11 protein-coding genes are annotated in these 15,828 nt (G+C 69.5%); 8 read left to right on the top strand and 3 right to left on the bottom strand.

Features of this window, described 5'->3' with window-relative positions; translation table 11 throughout:
* Window positions 1-86 precede the first annotated feature (86 nt).
* The 3 genes from MGN01_RS18620 to MGN01_RS18610 all read left to right on the top strand — a co-directional run bounded on the left by MGN01_RS18620 (window position 87) and on the right by MGN01_RS18610 (window position 3,676).
* The gene (locus MGN01_RS18620; protein ID WP_147048330.1) at window positions 87-1,595 is read left to right on the top strand and encodes an ammonium transporter; all 1,509 of its coding nucleotides are present in this window, start codon (window positions 87-89) and stop codon (window positions 1,593-1,595) included.
* 366 nt (window positions 1,596-1,961) lie between these two features.
* On the top strand, window positions 1,962-3,242 hold the full coding sequence (locus tag MGN01_RS18615; protein ID WP_147048329.1) for an outer membrane beta-barrel protein: 1,281 nt from the start codon (window positions 1,962-1,964) through the stop codon (window positions 3,240-3,242).
* Window positions 3,243-3,376: 134 nt separating this feature from the next.
* On the top strand, window positions 3,377-3,676 hold the full coding sequence (locus MGN01_RS18610) for a hypothetical protein (RefSeq protein ID WP_147048328.1): 300 nt from the start codon (window positions 3,377-3,379) through the stop codon (window positions 3,674-3,676).
* A gap of 114 nt (window positions 3,677-3,790) precedes the next feature.
* On the opposite strand, the gene MGN01_RS18605 is transcribed toward MGN01_RS18610, so the two are convergent.
* On the bottom strand, window positions 3,791-4,264 hold the full coding sequence (locus MGN01_RS18605; RefSeq protein WP_147048327.1) for an Hsp20 family protein: 474 nt from the start codon (window positions 4,262-4,264) through the stop codon (window positions 3,791-3,793).
* A gap of 179 nt (window positions 4,265-4,443) precedes the next feature.
* Here MGN01_RS18605 and MGN01_RS18600 point away from each other — a divergent pair, with 179 nt between their 5' ends.
* The 3 genes from MGN01_RS18600 (at window position 4,444) to MGN01_RS18590 (ending at window position 7,826) form a co-directional block, all read left to right on the top strand.
* Window positions 4,444-5,439: an alpha/beta fold hydrolase gene (locus tag MGN01_RS18600; RefSeq protein WP_147048326.1), complete on the top strand. Its 996-nt coding sequence runs from the start codon at window positions 4,444-4,446 to the stop codon at window positions 5,437-5,439.
* A gap of 10 nt (window positions 5,440-5,449) precedes the next feature.
* Window positions 5,450-6,217, top strand: coding sequence for a DJ-1/PfpI family protein (locus tag MGN01_RS18595; RefSeq protein ID WP_174804606.1), 768 nt, complete (start codon window positions 5,450-5,452; stop codon window positions 6,215-6,217).
* A 121-nt stretch (window positions 6,218-6,338) separates the two neighbouring features.
* Entirely contained in the window at window positions 6,339-7,826 is a 1,488-nt protein-coding gene (locus tag MGN01_RS18590) for an amino acid permease (protein WP_147048325.1), read from the top strand.
* A gap of 152 nt (window positions 7,827-7,978) precedes the next feature.
* Here the strand turns inward: MGN01_RS18590 and MGN01_RS18585 are convergent, their stop codons facing one another.
* Together MGN01_RS18585 and MGN01_RS18580 are read right to left on the bottom strand one after the other, a co-directional pair.
* Window positions 7,979-10,000, bottom strand: coding sequence for an AI-2E family transporter (locus MGN01_RS18585; RefSeq protein ID WP_238257808.1), 2,022 nt, complete (start codon window positions 9,998-10,000; stop codon window positions 7,979-7,981).
* 91 nt (window positions 10,001-10,091) lie between these two features.
* Complete coding sequence (locus MGN01_RS18580) at window positions 10,092-10,871, bottom strand: LamB/YcsF family protein (RefSeq protein WP_147048324.1); 780 nt, start codon at window positions 10,869-10,871, stop codon at window positions 10,092-10,094.
* A 200-nt stretch (window positions 10,872-11,071) separates the two neighbouring features.
* Here MGN01_RS18580 and MGN01_RS18575 point away from each other — a divergent pair, with 200 nt between their 5' ends.
* Together MGN01_RS18575 and MGN01_RS18570 are read left to right on the top strand one after the other, a co-directional pair.
* Window positions 11,072-12,340, top strand: coding sequence for a metallophosphoesterase family protein (locus tag MGN01_RS18575; protein ID WP_147048323.1), 1,269 nt, complete (start codon window positions 11,072-11,074; stop codon window positions 12,338-12,340).
* Window positions 12,341-15,814 carry an ATP-binding protein gene (locus MGN01_RS18570; RefSeq protein WP_147048322.1) on the top strand — a complete coding sequence of 1,158 codons (3,474 nt, stop codon included), beginning with the start codon at window positions 12,341-12,343 and terminating at the stop codon, window positions 15,812-15,814.
* The last annotated feature ends 14 nt before the right edge of the window (window positions 15,815-15,828 follow it).

Genomic DNA, 15,828 nt, shown 5'->3' with positions numbered 1-15,828 from the left:
CCCGTCGCTCCGCGTGATCCGGTCCAGGCCGATCCTCTTTTTTTCTTTTTCATTACAATCGCATAGCGATCGGGAGCCCCGTGTCCATGAAACTCCGTAACCTCCTCGCGCTCGGCTTGGGAGGGGCCGCCCTCGGCCTCCTCTTCCTCGAGCCGTCCCTGGCGCAGACGCCGACGCCGGAAGCCGCCACGGCCGCTCCCGCCGCTGCCGCTGCGCCGCTGCCGAACAAGGGCGACACCGCCTGGATGCTCGTCTCGGCCGTACTCGTGCTGATGATGACCGTGCCCGGCCTGGCTCTTTTCTACGGCGGCCTCGTGCGCACGAAGAACATGTTGTCCGTGCTCACCCAAGTCTTTGCCATCGCCTGCATCGTCTGCCTGCTGTGGGTTTGCTACGGTTACAGCCTCGCTTTCACCAATGGCGGCGGCCTCAACGACTTCGTGGGCGGCTTCTCCAAGGCCTTCCTCAAGGGCGTCGATCCGAACTCCACGGTCGGCACCTTTTCCAACGGCGTCGTGATCCCCGAATACGTCTACATCTGCTTCCAGATGACGTTCGCGATGATCACCCCGGCCCTTATCGTCGGCGCCTTCGCCGAGCGGATAAAGTTCTCGGCGCTGATCGTGTTCGTCGTCCTCTGGGTGACGCTGATCTACTTCCCGATGGCCCACATGGTTTGGTACTGGCCCGGCCCGGACCTGACCGCCGACGCCGCCAAGGCGCTCGCGGCTGCCGGTGGCGAGGCGAATGCCCAGGCCAAGGCTGCGTATGATGCGGCGATGGCCGATGCGGGCTTCCTGTTCAAGAAGGGCGCGCTCGACTTCGCCGGCGGCACGGTCGTGCACATCAACGCGGGCATCGCCGGTTTCGTCGGCTGCCTGATCCTCGGCAAGCGCATCGGCTACGGCCGCGACCTGCTCGCCCCGCACTCGCTGACCATGACCACGATCGGCGCCTCGCTTCTGTGGGTGGGCTGGTTCGGCTTCAACGCCGGCTCCAACCTCGAGTCGAACGGCTCCACGGCGCTCGCCATGATCAACACCTTCGTCGCCACCGCGGCGGCGGCGGTGGCCTGGCTGCTCGTGGAATGGGCCGCCAAGGGCAAGCCCTCTCTGCTCGGCATGCTCTCGGGCGCCATCGCGGGTCTCGTCGCCGTCACCCCGGCCTCGGGCTTCGCCGGCCCGATGGGTTCGGTCGTCCTCGGCCTCGCCGCCGGTGTGGTCTGCTTCGTGATGTGCTCCACCGTGAAGAACGCGCTGGGCTACGACGACTCGCTGGACGTCTTCGGCGTCCACTGCATCGGCGGTATCCTCGGCGCCCTGGCGACCGGCATCCTGGTCGATCCCAAGCTCGGCGGCGTCGGCATCCCCGACTACACCACCAAGCCCGGTGAGCTCGTGCTCGGCACCTACGACATGATGAGCCAGCTCATCACCCAGGCGGAGGCCGTCGGCCTAACCCTGCTCTGGTCGGGTATCGGCTCGGCGATCCTCTTCAAGCTCGTCGACTTCACCATCGGCCTGCGCGTGAAGGAAGACGAGGAGCGCGAGGGCCTCGACATCACCGATCACGGCGAGCGTGCCTACAATTACTGATAGGATCTATTCGATCCTACCAAGATAAGTTGCTCGAAAAGGAAGACCCCGGTGCCTGGCACCGGGGTCTTCTGCCGTTTCAGCGCAGTGATCGCCGAATCGTGTGATTCGAAAGAGTTCGAGAGTTCGTGCGCGGACGTCGAACGCGCTCCGATCGTTAACGAAAAGTAAATGAAAGCCCCGCGGGAGCTTTGCCGGCACCTTGGAGAGGCCGTCAAAATTGTTGCTCGCGCGCAACACGGGCCCCCGACGAATTTAACATGGGCCAAATTGCCTAAGAAATAGGCAACTGCCTCAAACTTGATTTTGCGGTGCACGGGCCAGTTCGGCAACCTTGACCATACAAAAAACAAAGGGGCTCGACTGATGTCTTCCAAACTCGTGCTGCGGGGCTCCGCGGCGACGCTTGCAATCCTCGCTGCCGGTTCCGCTTTCGCCGCCGACCTTCCGGTCAAGTCTGCGCCGCCGATCGTGGTCGAGGAGCATTGCAAGGCGACGCTGTCCACGCCGGCCTACGGTCCCACCATCAAAGCCCCGACGGACAACAATTGCTGGGCTTCGCCGATCGGCGACCTGTATCTCGGCGGTGCCTTCACGGGCTATGCCTACAGCTTCCAGGATCCCTTCTCCGCGGTGGCGCCCCCGCCCGGCACGGATCCCGATCGGAACTCCCGCCTCGACGTCAGCAACGCGCTGCTCTGGGTCCAGAAGGCCGACGGCCCGTTCCAGTTCTTCGCACTGGCCGGTCTCTACTCGATCCCGGCGCTCGGCGCCCCGGTCTATTACTCGTATGACCAGAACAGCCTGCTGTTCGGACCCGTGCCGATCGTTTTCGGCAAGTACCAGGTCAACGAAGAGTGGTCGATCCAGGGCGGCCGCATGCCGACGAACATCGGCTCCGAGGCGCCCTTCACCTTCCAGAACATCAACATCTCGCGCGGCCTGGTCTTCAACCAGGAGAACCTGATCAACCAGGGCGCTCAGGTGAACTATTCGAGCGGCCCGTGGAACGCCTCGCTCGCGGTGACCGACGGCTTCTACTCGGGTGAGCTGAACTGGATCACCGGCCTCATCACCTACAAGATCGACGACGCGAACACGATCGGCGTCAACGGCGGCACGCACTTCAGCAAGTTCAACTCGGGCCTGCGCGGCCCCGGCTTCCAGTTCGCCACGCCGCTGGCGCTGCAGAACAGCAGCATCATCAGCGCGAACTACACCTACTCCAACGGTCCGCTGACGATCGCGCCGTACATCCAGTACACCAGCGTCGATCGCGACGCTGCGCTCGGCCTGGCCGGTGCAGAGACCTTCGGCGCGGCGATCCTCGCCGCCTACAACTTCAGCGACTGGTTCTCGCTCGGCGGCCGCTTCGAGTACATCACGCAGAGCGGCAACCGTAACGATCCGCTCGGGCGCACCAACGTGCTCTACGGACCGGGCAGCGAGGCCTTCTCCTACACGATCACCCCGACCTTCACCTACGGCCGCTACTTCCTCCGCGGCGAGTACTCGCATGTCGATCTCGCCAACTTCCAGCGCGGCGATGCCTTCGCCGGTGGCCCGAACCTGGGCTTCGGTTTCGGCCGCCTCGGCAACAAGAGCGGCCAGGACCGCTACATGGTCGAGACGGGCTTCACCTTCTGATCCGTCCTTCACGACCGAGACAGAAAGCCCCGGAGCGATCCGGGGCTTTTTTCGTTTCCGAGGGGACCGAAGGGGCGGGTTTGGACTTGTCCGTTCGTGGCGCGTGGGACGCGCTGCGATCGACGGGCCAAGCCATGATCCGCACCACGGGACTGTCTGCGCTGTTGCTGGCCGCTCTCGCCTCGACGGCGGCGGCGCGGCCCTCCACCACCGAGATGACCTGCGCCCAGGCCCAGGCCGTCGTCCAGCGCCAGGGCGGCGTGGTGCTCGGCACCGGCGGCCAGACCTACGACCGCTTCGTGCGCGACAGGAGCTTCTGCGAGCCCACCGAGATCGGCAAGCGGGCCTTCGTGCCGGCCCGCGACACGCCGCAATGCTTCGTCGGCTTCACCTGCTACGAGCCGGGACGCAGCGACCGCTTCGGCGATTTTTGAGGGTTGGGGAATGCCGCCCGCGATGACGGGCACCGACAGGATCCCACCGCCGCCGGCTCCCGCAGAGGAGAGAGGGCGGAACGGCGAGACCCTGTCGGGGCTGCGGAGACCGGCTTACGCGGCGGTCTGGACCGAGCCTTCGATCGTCGGCTGGATCGAGGGCGCACCGGCGGCAATCTCGATCCGGCGAGGCTTCTTGGCCTCGGGGACCTCGCGCACGAGATCGACGTGGAGGAGGCCGTGCTCGAGCGTGGCACCGGTCACCTGCACATGGTCGGCGAGCTGGAAGCGTCGCTCGAAGGCGCGCGCGGCGATGCCCTGGTGGAGAACCTCCGCCTTCTCGCCGTCTTTGGCCTTGCGCTCACCCTTGATAGTCAGCGTGCTCTCGCGGGTCTCGATCGAGAGGTCGGCCTCGGTGAAGCCGGCGACCGCCACGGTGACGCGGTAGGCGTTCTCGCTGGTGCGCTCGATATTGTAGGGCGGGTAGGTGGGAGCCTGCTCGGTGCTCACGAAACCATCGAGGGCTGCGAAGAGCCGGTCGAATCCGACGGTGGAGCGATAGAGCGGGGCGAGATCGTACTGGCGCATGACATATCCTCTCGATGAGCAACATGTAGACTGCATCGGTCCGCCCGAGGGCCGGACCTGCGCGCCGCCGAACCGGCCGGCGCAAGGCTGATATCGGGTCGGTTTTTCACGGCTTCAAGACTCTTTCAGGTGCATTTGCAGCGCAGGTGCAGGCGCAATCGGCGAGGCCCCATCCGACGATGCTGACGCTCAAATCCACGCCCGGAAATCCGGTCCCGCCGGGCGCGACGCTGGTGCCCGTCCAGACCGCCGACGGCCTCACCCTGCGCGCCGCCTACTGGCGTCCGACGGGCCGCACCGAGAAGGGCACCGTCTGCCTGTTGCAGGGCCGGGCGGAATTCATCGAGAAATACTACGAGACGATCGGCGAGCTGCGCGGTCGCGGCTTTCACGTCGTTGGCTTCGATTGGCGCGGCCAGGGCGAGTCCTCGCGACAGGTGCGCGATGCGCACAAGGGCCATGTCGCCCGCTTCGACGATTACCGGCTCGACCTCGCCGCGGTCGCGGAGACCGTGCTGGTGCCCTCGACGCCGGAGCCGCATTTCGGGCTCGCCCATTCCATGGGCGGCGCCATCGCCTTCACCGGTGCGCTGGAGGGCTGGTTGCCCTTCAGGCGGCTGGTCACGGTGGCGCCGATGCTCGGTCTCCGGATGGTGAGGTACCCGCTCGCCGCCTCGCTGCTCTCGCGCGGCCTCCACCGGCTCGGCTTCGGCAAGGCCTACATCCCGTTCGGCAGCGGGGTCTCGATCGCGACGAAGCCGTTTGCCGGCAACCGGCTCTCCGGAGATCCCGTCCGCTATGCCCGCAATGCCGCTGCCGCGACCGAGGTTGGCGCCGGGGCGGTGGGCGACCCGACCATCGCCTGGCTCGCCTCGGCCTTCCGCGCCATGCGGCGCCTGCGCGATCCGCGCGTGCCGCCGCGAATCGCGCTTCCGGTGCTCGTCGTCGGCGCGGGAGCCGACCCGGTCTGCAGCCTGCCGGCGACCGAGCGCTTCGTCGGCAGGCTGCGCGCCGGCCACCTCATTGTCCTGCCCGGCGCCCGCCACGAGATCCTCACGGAGATCGACGCGATCCGCGCGGATTTCTGGGCTGCCTTCGACGCCTTCATTCCGGGCCGTGCGGGCACGGAGAGCGGTGCCTCGTCCCGAGGGGAGCTGCAGCAGGAGCCGGCTTGAGAGGGCTGCGATGAAGCGGCGCGACTTTGCCAAGGCCGCGCTTGCGGCGGCCCTGCTTCCGCGCCCGGCCGCGGCGCTCGCCACGCCCGCGCCCGGCGCATCGGCGAAGGGCATCTCCATCGCGATGCTGCTCTATCCCGGCATGACGGCGCTCGACCTCGTCGGCCCGCAGGAGCTGCTCGCCGGGCTCGCAGATGCCGGCCTATATCTCGTGGCCAAGCAGGCCGGCCCCGTGGAGAGCGATACCGGCCTCTCGCTCCTGGCGACGCACGATTTCGCGGGCTGCCCGCGCGCGGTCACGGTGCTGTTCGTGCCGGGCGGCGACGGTACGCCGGCGCAGATGCGCGATGCCGAGACCCTGGCCTTCCTGCGCGAGCGCGCCGCAGGCGCCGCGTGGATCACGGGCGTCTGCACCGGCTCGCTGATCCTCGGCGCGGCCGGCCTGCTCGACGGCTACCGCGCCACCTCGCACTGGTGCGTGCGCGAGTGCGTGCTGCCGCTCCTCGGCGCGACGCCCGTCGACGAGCGCGTGGTGTTCGACCGCAACCGCGTCACCGCCGCCGGCATCTCGGCCGGGCTCGACTTCGCCATCGCCCTGGCCGCCCGGCTCAAGGGCGAGGCCTATGCCAGGACGGCCCAGCTCGTCGCCGAATACGCCCCGCAGCCGCCGTTCCGGGCCGGCACGCCGGGCGAGGCCGGCCCGGAGATCACGCGTGCGGCCGGCGAGATCCTGAAGGAGCTTGCCGAGGGGGCGGCGAAAGCGGCCTCCGGGCGCTGAGGCATGATCTCTGCAGGCGCGAATTCGTGCAGGGGCGCCGAATTGCAGCAACGTCCTTGCAAGCACAGCGTTTTCAACGCTCAATCACCGCCAACGAGATGAAGAGCGCGAGGGAGCGGACATGGCGTCAGGCATGGCGGGAGATCTGTTTCGCATCAAGAGCCTGGATCGGCTGAATGCCGATGCTGAGGGCGGTGAGCACACCCTGCAGCGGACGCTCGGCCCGTGGAGCCTGATCGGCCTCGGGATCGGCGCGGTGATCGGTGCCGGCCTGTTCTCCCTCACCGGGATCGCGGCGGCCGAGCATGCCGGGCCGGCCGTGACCATCTCCTTCGCCATCGCCGCGATCGGCTGCGCCTTCGCCGGCATGTGCTACTCCGAGCTGGCCGGCATGATCCCGGTGGCCGGCTCGGCCTACACCTACAGCTACGCGACCATGGGCGAGTTCGTCGCCTGGATCATCGGCTGGGATCTGGTGCTCGAATATGCGGTGGGGGCCGCGACCGTCTCCGTGAGCTGGTCGCGCTACGTGACGCGCTTCCTCCACGACACCCTCGGCATCAACCTGCCGGTCAGCCTCGTGACCTCGCCCTTCGGCGACAAGCTGCCCGACGGCACCATGGTCTACGGCTACGTGAACCTGCCGGCGATCTTCATCATCGTCGCGGCCTCCGCGCTCCTGATGATCGGCATCCGGGAATCGGCCCGCGTCAACGCGGTGATCGTGCTGGTCAAGGTCGCGGTGGTGCTCACCGTGATCGGTGTGGGCCTGTTCTACATCAAGACCCAGAACTACGATCCCTTCCTGCCCCCGAACACCGGCACCTTCGGCGAGTACGGCGTCTCTGGCGTGATGCGCGCGGCCGGCGTGGTGTTCTTCGCCTATGTCGGCTTCGACGCGGTCTCGACCGCGGCGCAGGAGGCCAAGAACCCCCAGCGCAACATGATGATCGGCATCCTCGGGTCGCTGGCGATCTGCACGGTGCTCTACATCGCCTTCGCCGGCGTGCTCACCGGCCTCGTCCACTACGACGCGATGAAGGGCGACGCCGCGCCGGTGAACACCGCGATCGCGCAGACGCCGTTCCCGTGGCTGCGCAGCCTCGTCACCTTCGGCGTGATCTGCGGCTTCTCCACCGTGATCCTGGTGCTGCTGCTCGGCCAGAGCCGCGTCTTCTACACGATGGCCCAGGACCGGCTGCTGCCGGGCTTCTTCGCGGCGATCCACCCGAAGTGGAAGACGCCCTACCGCTCGAACATGTTCTTCATGGTGTTCACGAGCGCGCTGGGCGGCTTCCTGCCGATCTCGCAACTCGGCCACATGACCTCGATCGGCACCCTGCTCGCCTTCATCCTGGTCTGCATCGGCGTGATCATCCTGCGCCGCACGCAGCCCGATGCGGAGCGCGCCTACCGCACGCCGATGGTGCCCCTCGTGCCGATCCTCGGCGTCCTGTCCTGCTTCGCCATGATGGTCTCCCTCGACGGCGAGACCTGGCTGCGCCTGATCATCTGGCTCGGCATCGGCCTCGTGATCTATTTCGCCTGGAGCCGCCGCAACAGCCGCATCGGCCGGGAGGAGGGCACCGCGGCGCAGACGGCGATCTGAGCCAGGCGGCGCACCCCGCGCCGCTTCTCCCTCGTCTCGCAGGGCAGGGCGCAAGGGACGCGATCCTGCAGCCGCCCGTCACAGTGACCTGCCCCTGTTTCCCGGATCGCCCCCCGCATCGCTGCGGGCTGCGTCCGGGGAGGGGCTGGCCCTCAAACCGGCGTGGGCAGGGCCTGGCGCGGCGGGGTCGCCGCGGCCCTCTCGGCCTCCGCGGCTGCGGCGGCGGATTTCGTGCCCGCGCTGGTCAGCACCGCCTCGACGGCGTCGCGTAGCGAGCAGACATGCTCGTCGGCATCGATCTCGCGGCGCCCGGCCGCCTCGATGGAATCGTCGTCGATCTGCCAGAGGCCGACGGCGATCGGCTTGCCGGGCAGCTTCTTGCGCAGCCTCCCGACGAGGCGGCGCATATGGCCGGGCTCGCCGCCGATCGCCAGCGAGATCACCACGACCATCTGCACCGGGCCGGCATCGAAATCGTCGATCTTGGCGCGGGCCAGGTCCGAGAAGGCGGCAAGCCGGGTCCCGAGCCCGTGCTTGCGCAGGAGCTGGGCCAGGATCGCGGCGGCCGGCTCGTCGAGGAAGCCACGGCCGGCGACGCAGAGCACCGCGCCCTCCTGTCGCCACGGCTCGGGCAGCTCCTCGGGCGGCGGCGGATCGTCGATGGCGGGGGAGGGGTCGATGACGTTCTCCGCCGCCACCGCCTCGCCGGAGAAGAAGCTCCGCGCCGTCTTGGTGGGCTCGTCCGGCCGCTCGTCCTCGCGCGATTCCAGGTCCTCGATCAGGGCGTTGATCGAGGTGCGGATGTCGTTCTTCTGTTCGAGGGTCAGCACGCCCCGGGTGGCATCGCGCGAGGCGAGTTCGAGCCCCTTCAGCACCACCTCGTCGTAATAGGCCGAGAGCGAGCATTGCCGCAGGATCAGGTCGGCATGCTCCTGCGCCTCCTCCGGATCATCCGCGAGCATGCGCTGATAAAAATTCTCCACCGGCGTCAGCGCCGGCCGGTCGCTGAAGAGCACGTCGAGGAATTCGAGCGATTCGACGTGGCGCCCGAGCACGACGAGGCAGACGGTGAGCGGCGTCGACAGGATCAGCCCGACCGGCCCCCACAGCCAGATCCAGAACAGGGCCGAGACCAGAACCGCGAAGGGTGAGAGTCCGGTGGAGTGCCCGTAGACCAGCGGCTCGATGATCTGGCCGACGATCGGCTCGATCAGCCCGAACAGGGCCAGCGTGGCGATGACCATGCCCCAGCCCGGATCGACCGCGGCGGCCACGGCGACGGGGAAGACCGCCGACAGGAAGGCGCCGATATAGGGCACGAAGCGCATCAGCGCCGAGAAGATGCCCCACAGGACCGGGTTCGGCACGCCGATCGCCCACAGCCCGAAGCCGATCACCAGGCCGAAGCCGGAATTCAGGGCGAGCTGGCCGATGAAGTAGCGGCTGAGACGGCGCGCCGCGTCGTCCATGGCCACGGTGGTCCGGTGCAGGTCGCTCGATCCGAAGAGCCGGATCAGGCGATCGCGCAAATCCTCCCGCTGCATCAGGATGAAGAGCAGCACCACGAGCACGATGCCGGCATTGGCGAGCGGTCCGAGCACCGGTGCGAGCACCGTGTGGGCGAGCTCGAACGGGTTCGGCGGCCGGTCCTTCACCTGGACCAGGACCGGCGCTGGCTCGGGATCGGGCTTGGTCGGGGACGCCTCCGCCTTCTTCTGCTTCTCCGCCTCGTTGCCGGCGTCGTGGATCGCCCGGTTGATATTGGCGAGGTAGTCCATGCCCGTGCCGAGCGGCCCATGCCGCAGGCCCTCGATCTTGCGCTCGATCGTGTGCTGGTAGCGCGGCACATCCTTCGCCAGGTCAGCGACCTGCACGCCGATCACCGTCGACAGCGCGCCGATGATCCCGGCGGAGATCAGCACCGCGATCAGCACGGAGATCAGCCGGCCGAGTTTCAGCCGGCGGATCAGGTTCACGAGCGGCGCGATCACGAAAGACAGCAGCACCGCAATGGCGATCGGGATCAGGATGTCGCGGGCGACATAGAGCCCGGAGACGATGATCGCGGTCACGATCAGCGGAGAGACGATGGCGCCGGTCGGCGTCTCGGCCGCGACGACCCGGGTCGCGCGGAGCGGCATGGCGACGGAACGGTCTTTCGGATCGGCCTTCATACCCGACGCACTCTCTCACGCCACGCGCGCCGACTGGCGCGCCTCAGGAACACAGAAGATCATGAATTCGATCCCGGGTTCTTGCGCTGCGTCAGCCCTGCATCCGGTGCGGGGCGAACGGCGCCAGCGCGAGCCCAGCGGATTCGAGGGCAGCCCGCACCGCTGCAGCGGCTGCGACGGCGCCGGGCGTATCGCCGTGGACGCAGACCGTATCGATCGCCACCGGGATGCGCCGACCCGACAATGTCGTGACTGCGCCATCCTCGACCATGCGGCGCACGCGCTCGGCGATCGCCCCTGGATCGTGCAGCACGGCGCCGTCCAGGGCGCGCGGCGCGAGGGTGCCGTCATCGGCATAGGCACGGTCGGCATAGACCTCGCGGACCGTGCGCAGGCCGGCGCGCTCGGCCGCGCGCTCGGCGGGCAGGCCCGGCATCACCACCAGGGCGAGCCCGCGATCGACGCCGGCCACGGCCCCCGCGATGGCCTGCGCAACGTCATCCTCCACATTGGCGAGGTTGGCGAGCGCCCCGTGCGCCTTGACGTAGGTCACGCGTGCTCCGGCCAGCGCGGCGCAGGCCTGGAGCGCACCGATCTGGTAGGCGACGTCCCGCTCGATTCTCTTCGGTGTGTCCCGGATCACGTTGCGGCCGAAGCCGCGGATGTCGAGGAAGCCGGGATGGGCGCCGATCGCGACGCCGCGCGCCTTCGCGGCCAGGGCTGTCTCGACCATGATGTTCGGATCGCCGGCATGGAATCCGCAGGCGATGTTGGCTGAGGTGACGATGTCGAGGAGGGCGGTATCGTCGCCCATGCGCCAGGAACCGAAACCCTCGCCGAGATCGGCGTTGAGATCGATCGAGCCGCTCATCTCCATCCCTCGTCGCTTCCTCGATGCCGGTCAGGTCTCGGTCACCGGGGCCGTCCGCGCAAGCCGCCGCCGGGCTCGGCAAAGTCTTCCTCCCCGGTGGATGGCCGCCATGCGCGTTGAACCGGCGGACTCCATCGGAGATAATCGCAACCGCACGAGCCCGGCACAGACCGGGCGGGCGGTGCGGAGTAACCGGGTCCTTGGCGTATCGTTTTGTCCACGCGGCGGACATCCATCTCGATTCCCCGCTGCGGTCGCTCGCCTTGCGCAACCCCGACCTCGCCGCTCTGATCGGCGACGCGACGCGGCAGGCGCTCACCGCCATCGTAGATCTCTGCCTCGACGAGCGCGTGGACGCGCTGCTGCTGGCCGGCGACCTCTACGACGGCGAGCAGACCTCGATGAAGACGGCCCGCTTCCTGGCCGACCAGATCAGGCGGCTGCACGAGGGCGGCATCCGCGTCTTCGTGATCCGCGGCAACCACGACGCGCTCTCGAAGATCACCAAGGAGCTGGTGTTTCCCGAGACCGTCACCGTGTTCGGTGGCCGGGCCGAGACCATCGCGATCGACCGGGACGGCAGCCATTTTCCCGTGGCGATCCATGGCCTCAGCTTCTCGCAGGCGCAGGCGCCCGAGAGCCTGCTCGCGAAGTACCGCAGCCCCGTGGAGGGCGCCGTGAATATCGGCATCCTGCACACGAGCCTCTCGGGCGCTCTCGGCCACGATCCCTACGCGCCCTGCAGCCCGGCGGATCTGCGCGCGACGGGTTTCCGCTACTGGGCGCTCGGCCACATTCACCGGCGCTCGGTGACCGAGGGCGACTGCACCATCGTGATGCCGGGCATGCCGCAGGGCCGGGACATCAACGAGGCCGGCGCGAAATCCGTGACCCTCGTGACGATCGGCGACGACCGCGCCATCCGCGTCGAGGAGCGCGCCATCGGCATCGCACAGTTCGAGCGCGTCTCGGTCGACGTCACCGGCATTACTGAGTGGCGCGAGATGATCGGCGCCGTCGGCCGCGCGCTGGAGCGGGCGCGGGCGGCGGTGGCCTCCCGCCACCTCGTGGCGCGCCTGAGGCTCACCGGCGCCACGCTGCTCGCCTGGCGGATGCGCCGCGACGGCGACCTGCTCAAGGCGGAGGCGGAGGCACGCGCCGGCCTCGTCGGCGCCTGCTGGGTCGAGAAGCTCGAGATCGCCTGCGTGCCCATGGAGGAGGGGACGGCCGGCTCGTCCGCCCCGCTGCACGAGCTGCGGCGCCTGATCGACGACGAGGTGCTCGGCTCCGACGCCTTCCGCCGGGAACTCGGCCTCATCGCCGACGAGCTGAAGGCGCAGCTTCCGCCCGAATGCCGCGACAGCTTCGGTACCGACGAAGCGGGGTTCGAGGCCCTCCTCGCCCGCCATGCCCGCGAGGGGACCGACGAGGTGCTGGCCCGTCTCCACGCGCTCGATGAGCAGGGCTAGATGCGTCTGCGCCGCCTCGACCTCACGCGCTACGGCAAGTTCACGGACCACGCGATCGATTTCGGCGAGCGGGTCGAGGGCGTGCCGGACCTGCATATCGTCTACGGCCCCAACGAGGCCGGCAAGTCGACCACGCTGGCAGCCTTTCTCGACCTGATCTTTGGGATTGGGGGCCAGAGCCCCTACAACTTCCTGCACCCCTATCCGACCATGCGGATCGGCGGCGTGCTCGATTTCTCCGACGGCCCGCGCAGCTTCGGCCGGCTCAAGAAGCCCCAGGGCAGCCTGCTCGACGGCAACGACCTCCCGATCGCCGAGAGCGCCATCAAGGCCGATCTCGGCGGGATCGATCGCGAGGCCTACCGGACCATGTTCTCGCTCGACGATGAGACCCTGGAGAAGGGCGGCGAGAGCATCCTGGCCAGCAAGGGCGACCTCGGCGAATTGCTGTTCTCGGCCGGTGCGGGCCTGGCCGACCTCAGCCGCAACCTGCTCGGCCTGCGCGCCGAGGCCGATGCCTTCTACCGGTACCGCGCACGCGGCGGCGCGCTTGCCGACCTCAAGGCCCGCCTCGCCGCGCTGAAGGCCGAGCGCGAGGATTTCGACACCATCGCCTCGGACTATGCCCGCCTGATCGCCACGCGCGACCGGGCGAGCGCGCAGTACGATGCGGCGATCCAGCAGCGCTCGGAGCTGCAGGGCCGGCTCGACGCGGCGCAGCGCTCGCTGAACGCCCTGCCGCGTCTGGCAGCGCTTCGCGCGATCCGCGAACGCCTCGCGCCGCTGGCCAGCCTACCGGAGCCGGCCGGCGACTGGCTTCCGGAGCTTCCGTCGCTGCAGAAACAGGAGATCGAACTCGGCGTCAGGCTGCGGGCGGCCGAGGACGAGATGCGACGCCTGCAGGACGAGATCGACGCCATCGCCGTCGACGAGGCGGCCCTGGGCCATCACGACACCCTCGAACGGCTCGAAGCCCTGAAGGCACGCCATACCACGGCAGAGATCGACCTGCCCGAGCGCCGCGCCCAGGCGCGGGCGGCCGATCTCGCCATCGCCGCCATCCTCGCCCGCCTCGAACGGCCGGACGAGGTGGAACCGCACAGGCTTCTGCTCGGCGCCTCGACCACCGGGCGCCTGCGCGAGCTGATCGAGACCCGTTCCGGGCTCGATGCGGCGAAGGCGGCGGCCCTGGCCGAGCAGGCGCGGGCCGAGAGCCACCTCGCCGAGGCGCGCGACAGGCTCGCGGCGTCCGATGCCGGCGGGACCGCCGCGCCCGCCGCCGCGATGGCCGGACTTGCTGCTGCCCTGTCTGCCCTGCGCAGCTCGGATCACGCCGCCCGCCGCCGGGTGGCCGAGCGCAGCCGCGATGCGGAGCAGGCGCGGCTCGCCGACCGGCTGCGCCTGCTCGCCCCCTGGCAGGGCGATGCGAGCGACCTGCTCGCCCTGCGCTGCCCCGAGCCGGCGACGCTCCGCCAGTGGTCGGCCGATCTGGAGACGCGCCGTGCGACCCTCGCCCGGCATGCCGGTGAGGTCGAGCGCCTGACCGGCGAGGTCGGCCGGCTCACGGCCGAGCGCGAGGCGATGGCGGCGGTCAAAGGCCTCGTCGACGACCGCGAGGCCGCGGACCTGCGCGCCCGCCGCGAACAGGCCTGGGCCGCGCATCGGCGCGACCTCACGGCGGGCTCGGCCGACGCCTTCGAGACCCTGCTCCGCCAGGACGATCTCGCGGCCTCCGCACGGCTCGCCCACGTCGCCGACCTCGCCACCCTCCAGCAGCGCGCACAGGCCCTTGCCGTCACCGAAGCCGAGCTGCGTCGCGCCGAAGGGCTGCACGCCAGGGCAGTCGAGGCCCTGCAGGCGCTGCGCGACGAGATCGCGGCTGCAGTCGCACGCATCGCCCCCTCCCTCGATCCGGCCATGACCCCGGCGGAGCTCGACGGATGGCTGACCCGTCGCGCCCACGCGCTCGCTGCGCGCGAGGCCCTGATTGCCGCCGAATCCGACCTGCGCGCGGCCCTGGCCGGCGAGCGGGACGGCGAGCAGCGCCTGCGCGCCGCGCTGGCGGCAGCCGGCCTGCGGACCGAATCCGAGGCGGATTTCGCCGCGCTCCTCGCCACGGCGCAGGATGCCCTCGACCGCGAATCCGAGATCCGCGGCCTGCATAAGGATGTCGAGGAGCGCGAGCGCGACCTCGCCGCCCGCCGCCGTGCCGTCGCGCAGGCCGAGGTGCGCGCGGCCGAGTGGGAGAGGGCCTGGGCCGAGACCTGCGGCGGCTGCTGGCTCGGCGAGGGCGGCGCGGTGCCGGGACTGCCGGCGGTGCGCGAGATGCTCGCGGCGGTCGAGGAACTGGCGCCGGCGGTGAAGGACAAGACGGGTCTCGCCTACCGGATCGAGGCGATGGTGAAGGACCAGGAGGCGTTTCGCGCCGCCACCGCCCGCATGGCCGGCGAACTCGGTCTCGCGGAGGCCGCCGATCCGCTCGATCTGGCGCGGCGCATCGGCGAGCGCATCCGCGAGGCCGGGGCCGATCGGGAGCGCCGGCAGAAGCTCGTCGAGGCCGCCGCGGAGGCCGGCGCACGCAAGGCCCGTCTCGACGAGGCCCTGGCGATCCATGCCGGCCGCAAGGCCGAGATGACTGCTCTCTTCGCCGTCGAAACCCTCGCCGAGGTTGGTCAGCGGCTGGCGGATGTGAGCCGGCGCAACGAGCTGCGCGAGCAGGCCGAGGCGGCCGAGCGCGAGATCCTGGACGCCCTGCGCCTCGCCAGCATCGCCGAGGCCGAGCAGCGGCTCGACGCTGCCGACCGCGCGGCGCTCGATGCCGAGGTGGCGGAACTCCGGCAGCGCCTCGACGACCAGGACCGGCTCTGCCAGGAGGCCTTCGCCCAGCGCAGCGAGGCGGTGGCGAAGGTCGAGGCCATCGGCGGCGACGACCGGGTCGCCGAGATCGAGAGCCGCCGCCGCACGACGCTCCTGGAGATCGAGGAGGGGGCGGCGCGCTACCTGCAGCTCCGGGCCGGCACGGCCGCCACCGAGCACGGGCTGCGCGTCTATCGCGAGCGGCATCGCAGCTCGATGATGGCCCGCGCCTCGGAGGCCTTCTGCACGATCAGCCGCGGCGCCTATTCGGGCCTCGCGGCGCAACCGGCCAAGGACGGCGAGACCCTGATCGCCCTCTCAGCCAGCGGCGGCTCGAAGGAGGCGGACCAGCTCTCGAAGGGCACGCGCTTCCAGCTCTACCTGGCCCTGCGCGTGGCCGGCTACCACGAGTTCGTGCGGGCGCGGGCGCCGCTGCCCTTCATCGCCGACGACATCATGGAGACCTTCGACGATTTTCGCGCGGAGGAGGCGTTCGGGCTGCTCGCCGGCATGGCCCGCGAGGGTCAGGTCGTCTACCTCACCCACCACGGCCACCTCTGCGACGTGGCCAGGAAGGTCAGCCCCGGCGTGCGCATCCACGAACTGCCGGGGGCCTGATCGAGGAGGCCGCA

This window comes from Methylobacterium gnaphalii, from assembly GCF_007992215.1.
Taxonomy (GTDB): Bacteria; Pseudomonadota; Alphaproteobacteria; order Rhizobiales; family Beijerinckiaceae; genus Methylobacterium; species Methylobacterium gnaphalii.
This window is presented reverse-complemented; position numbering and strand designations above follow the sequence as displayed.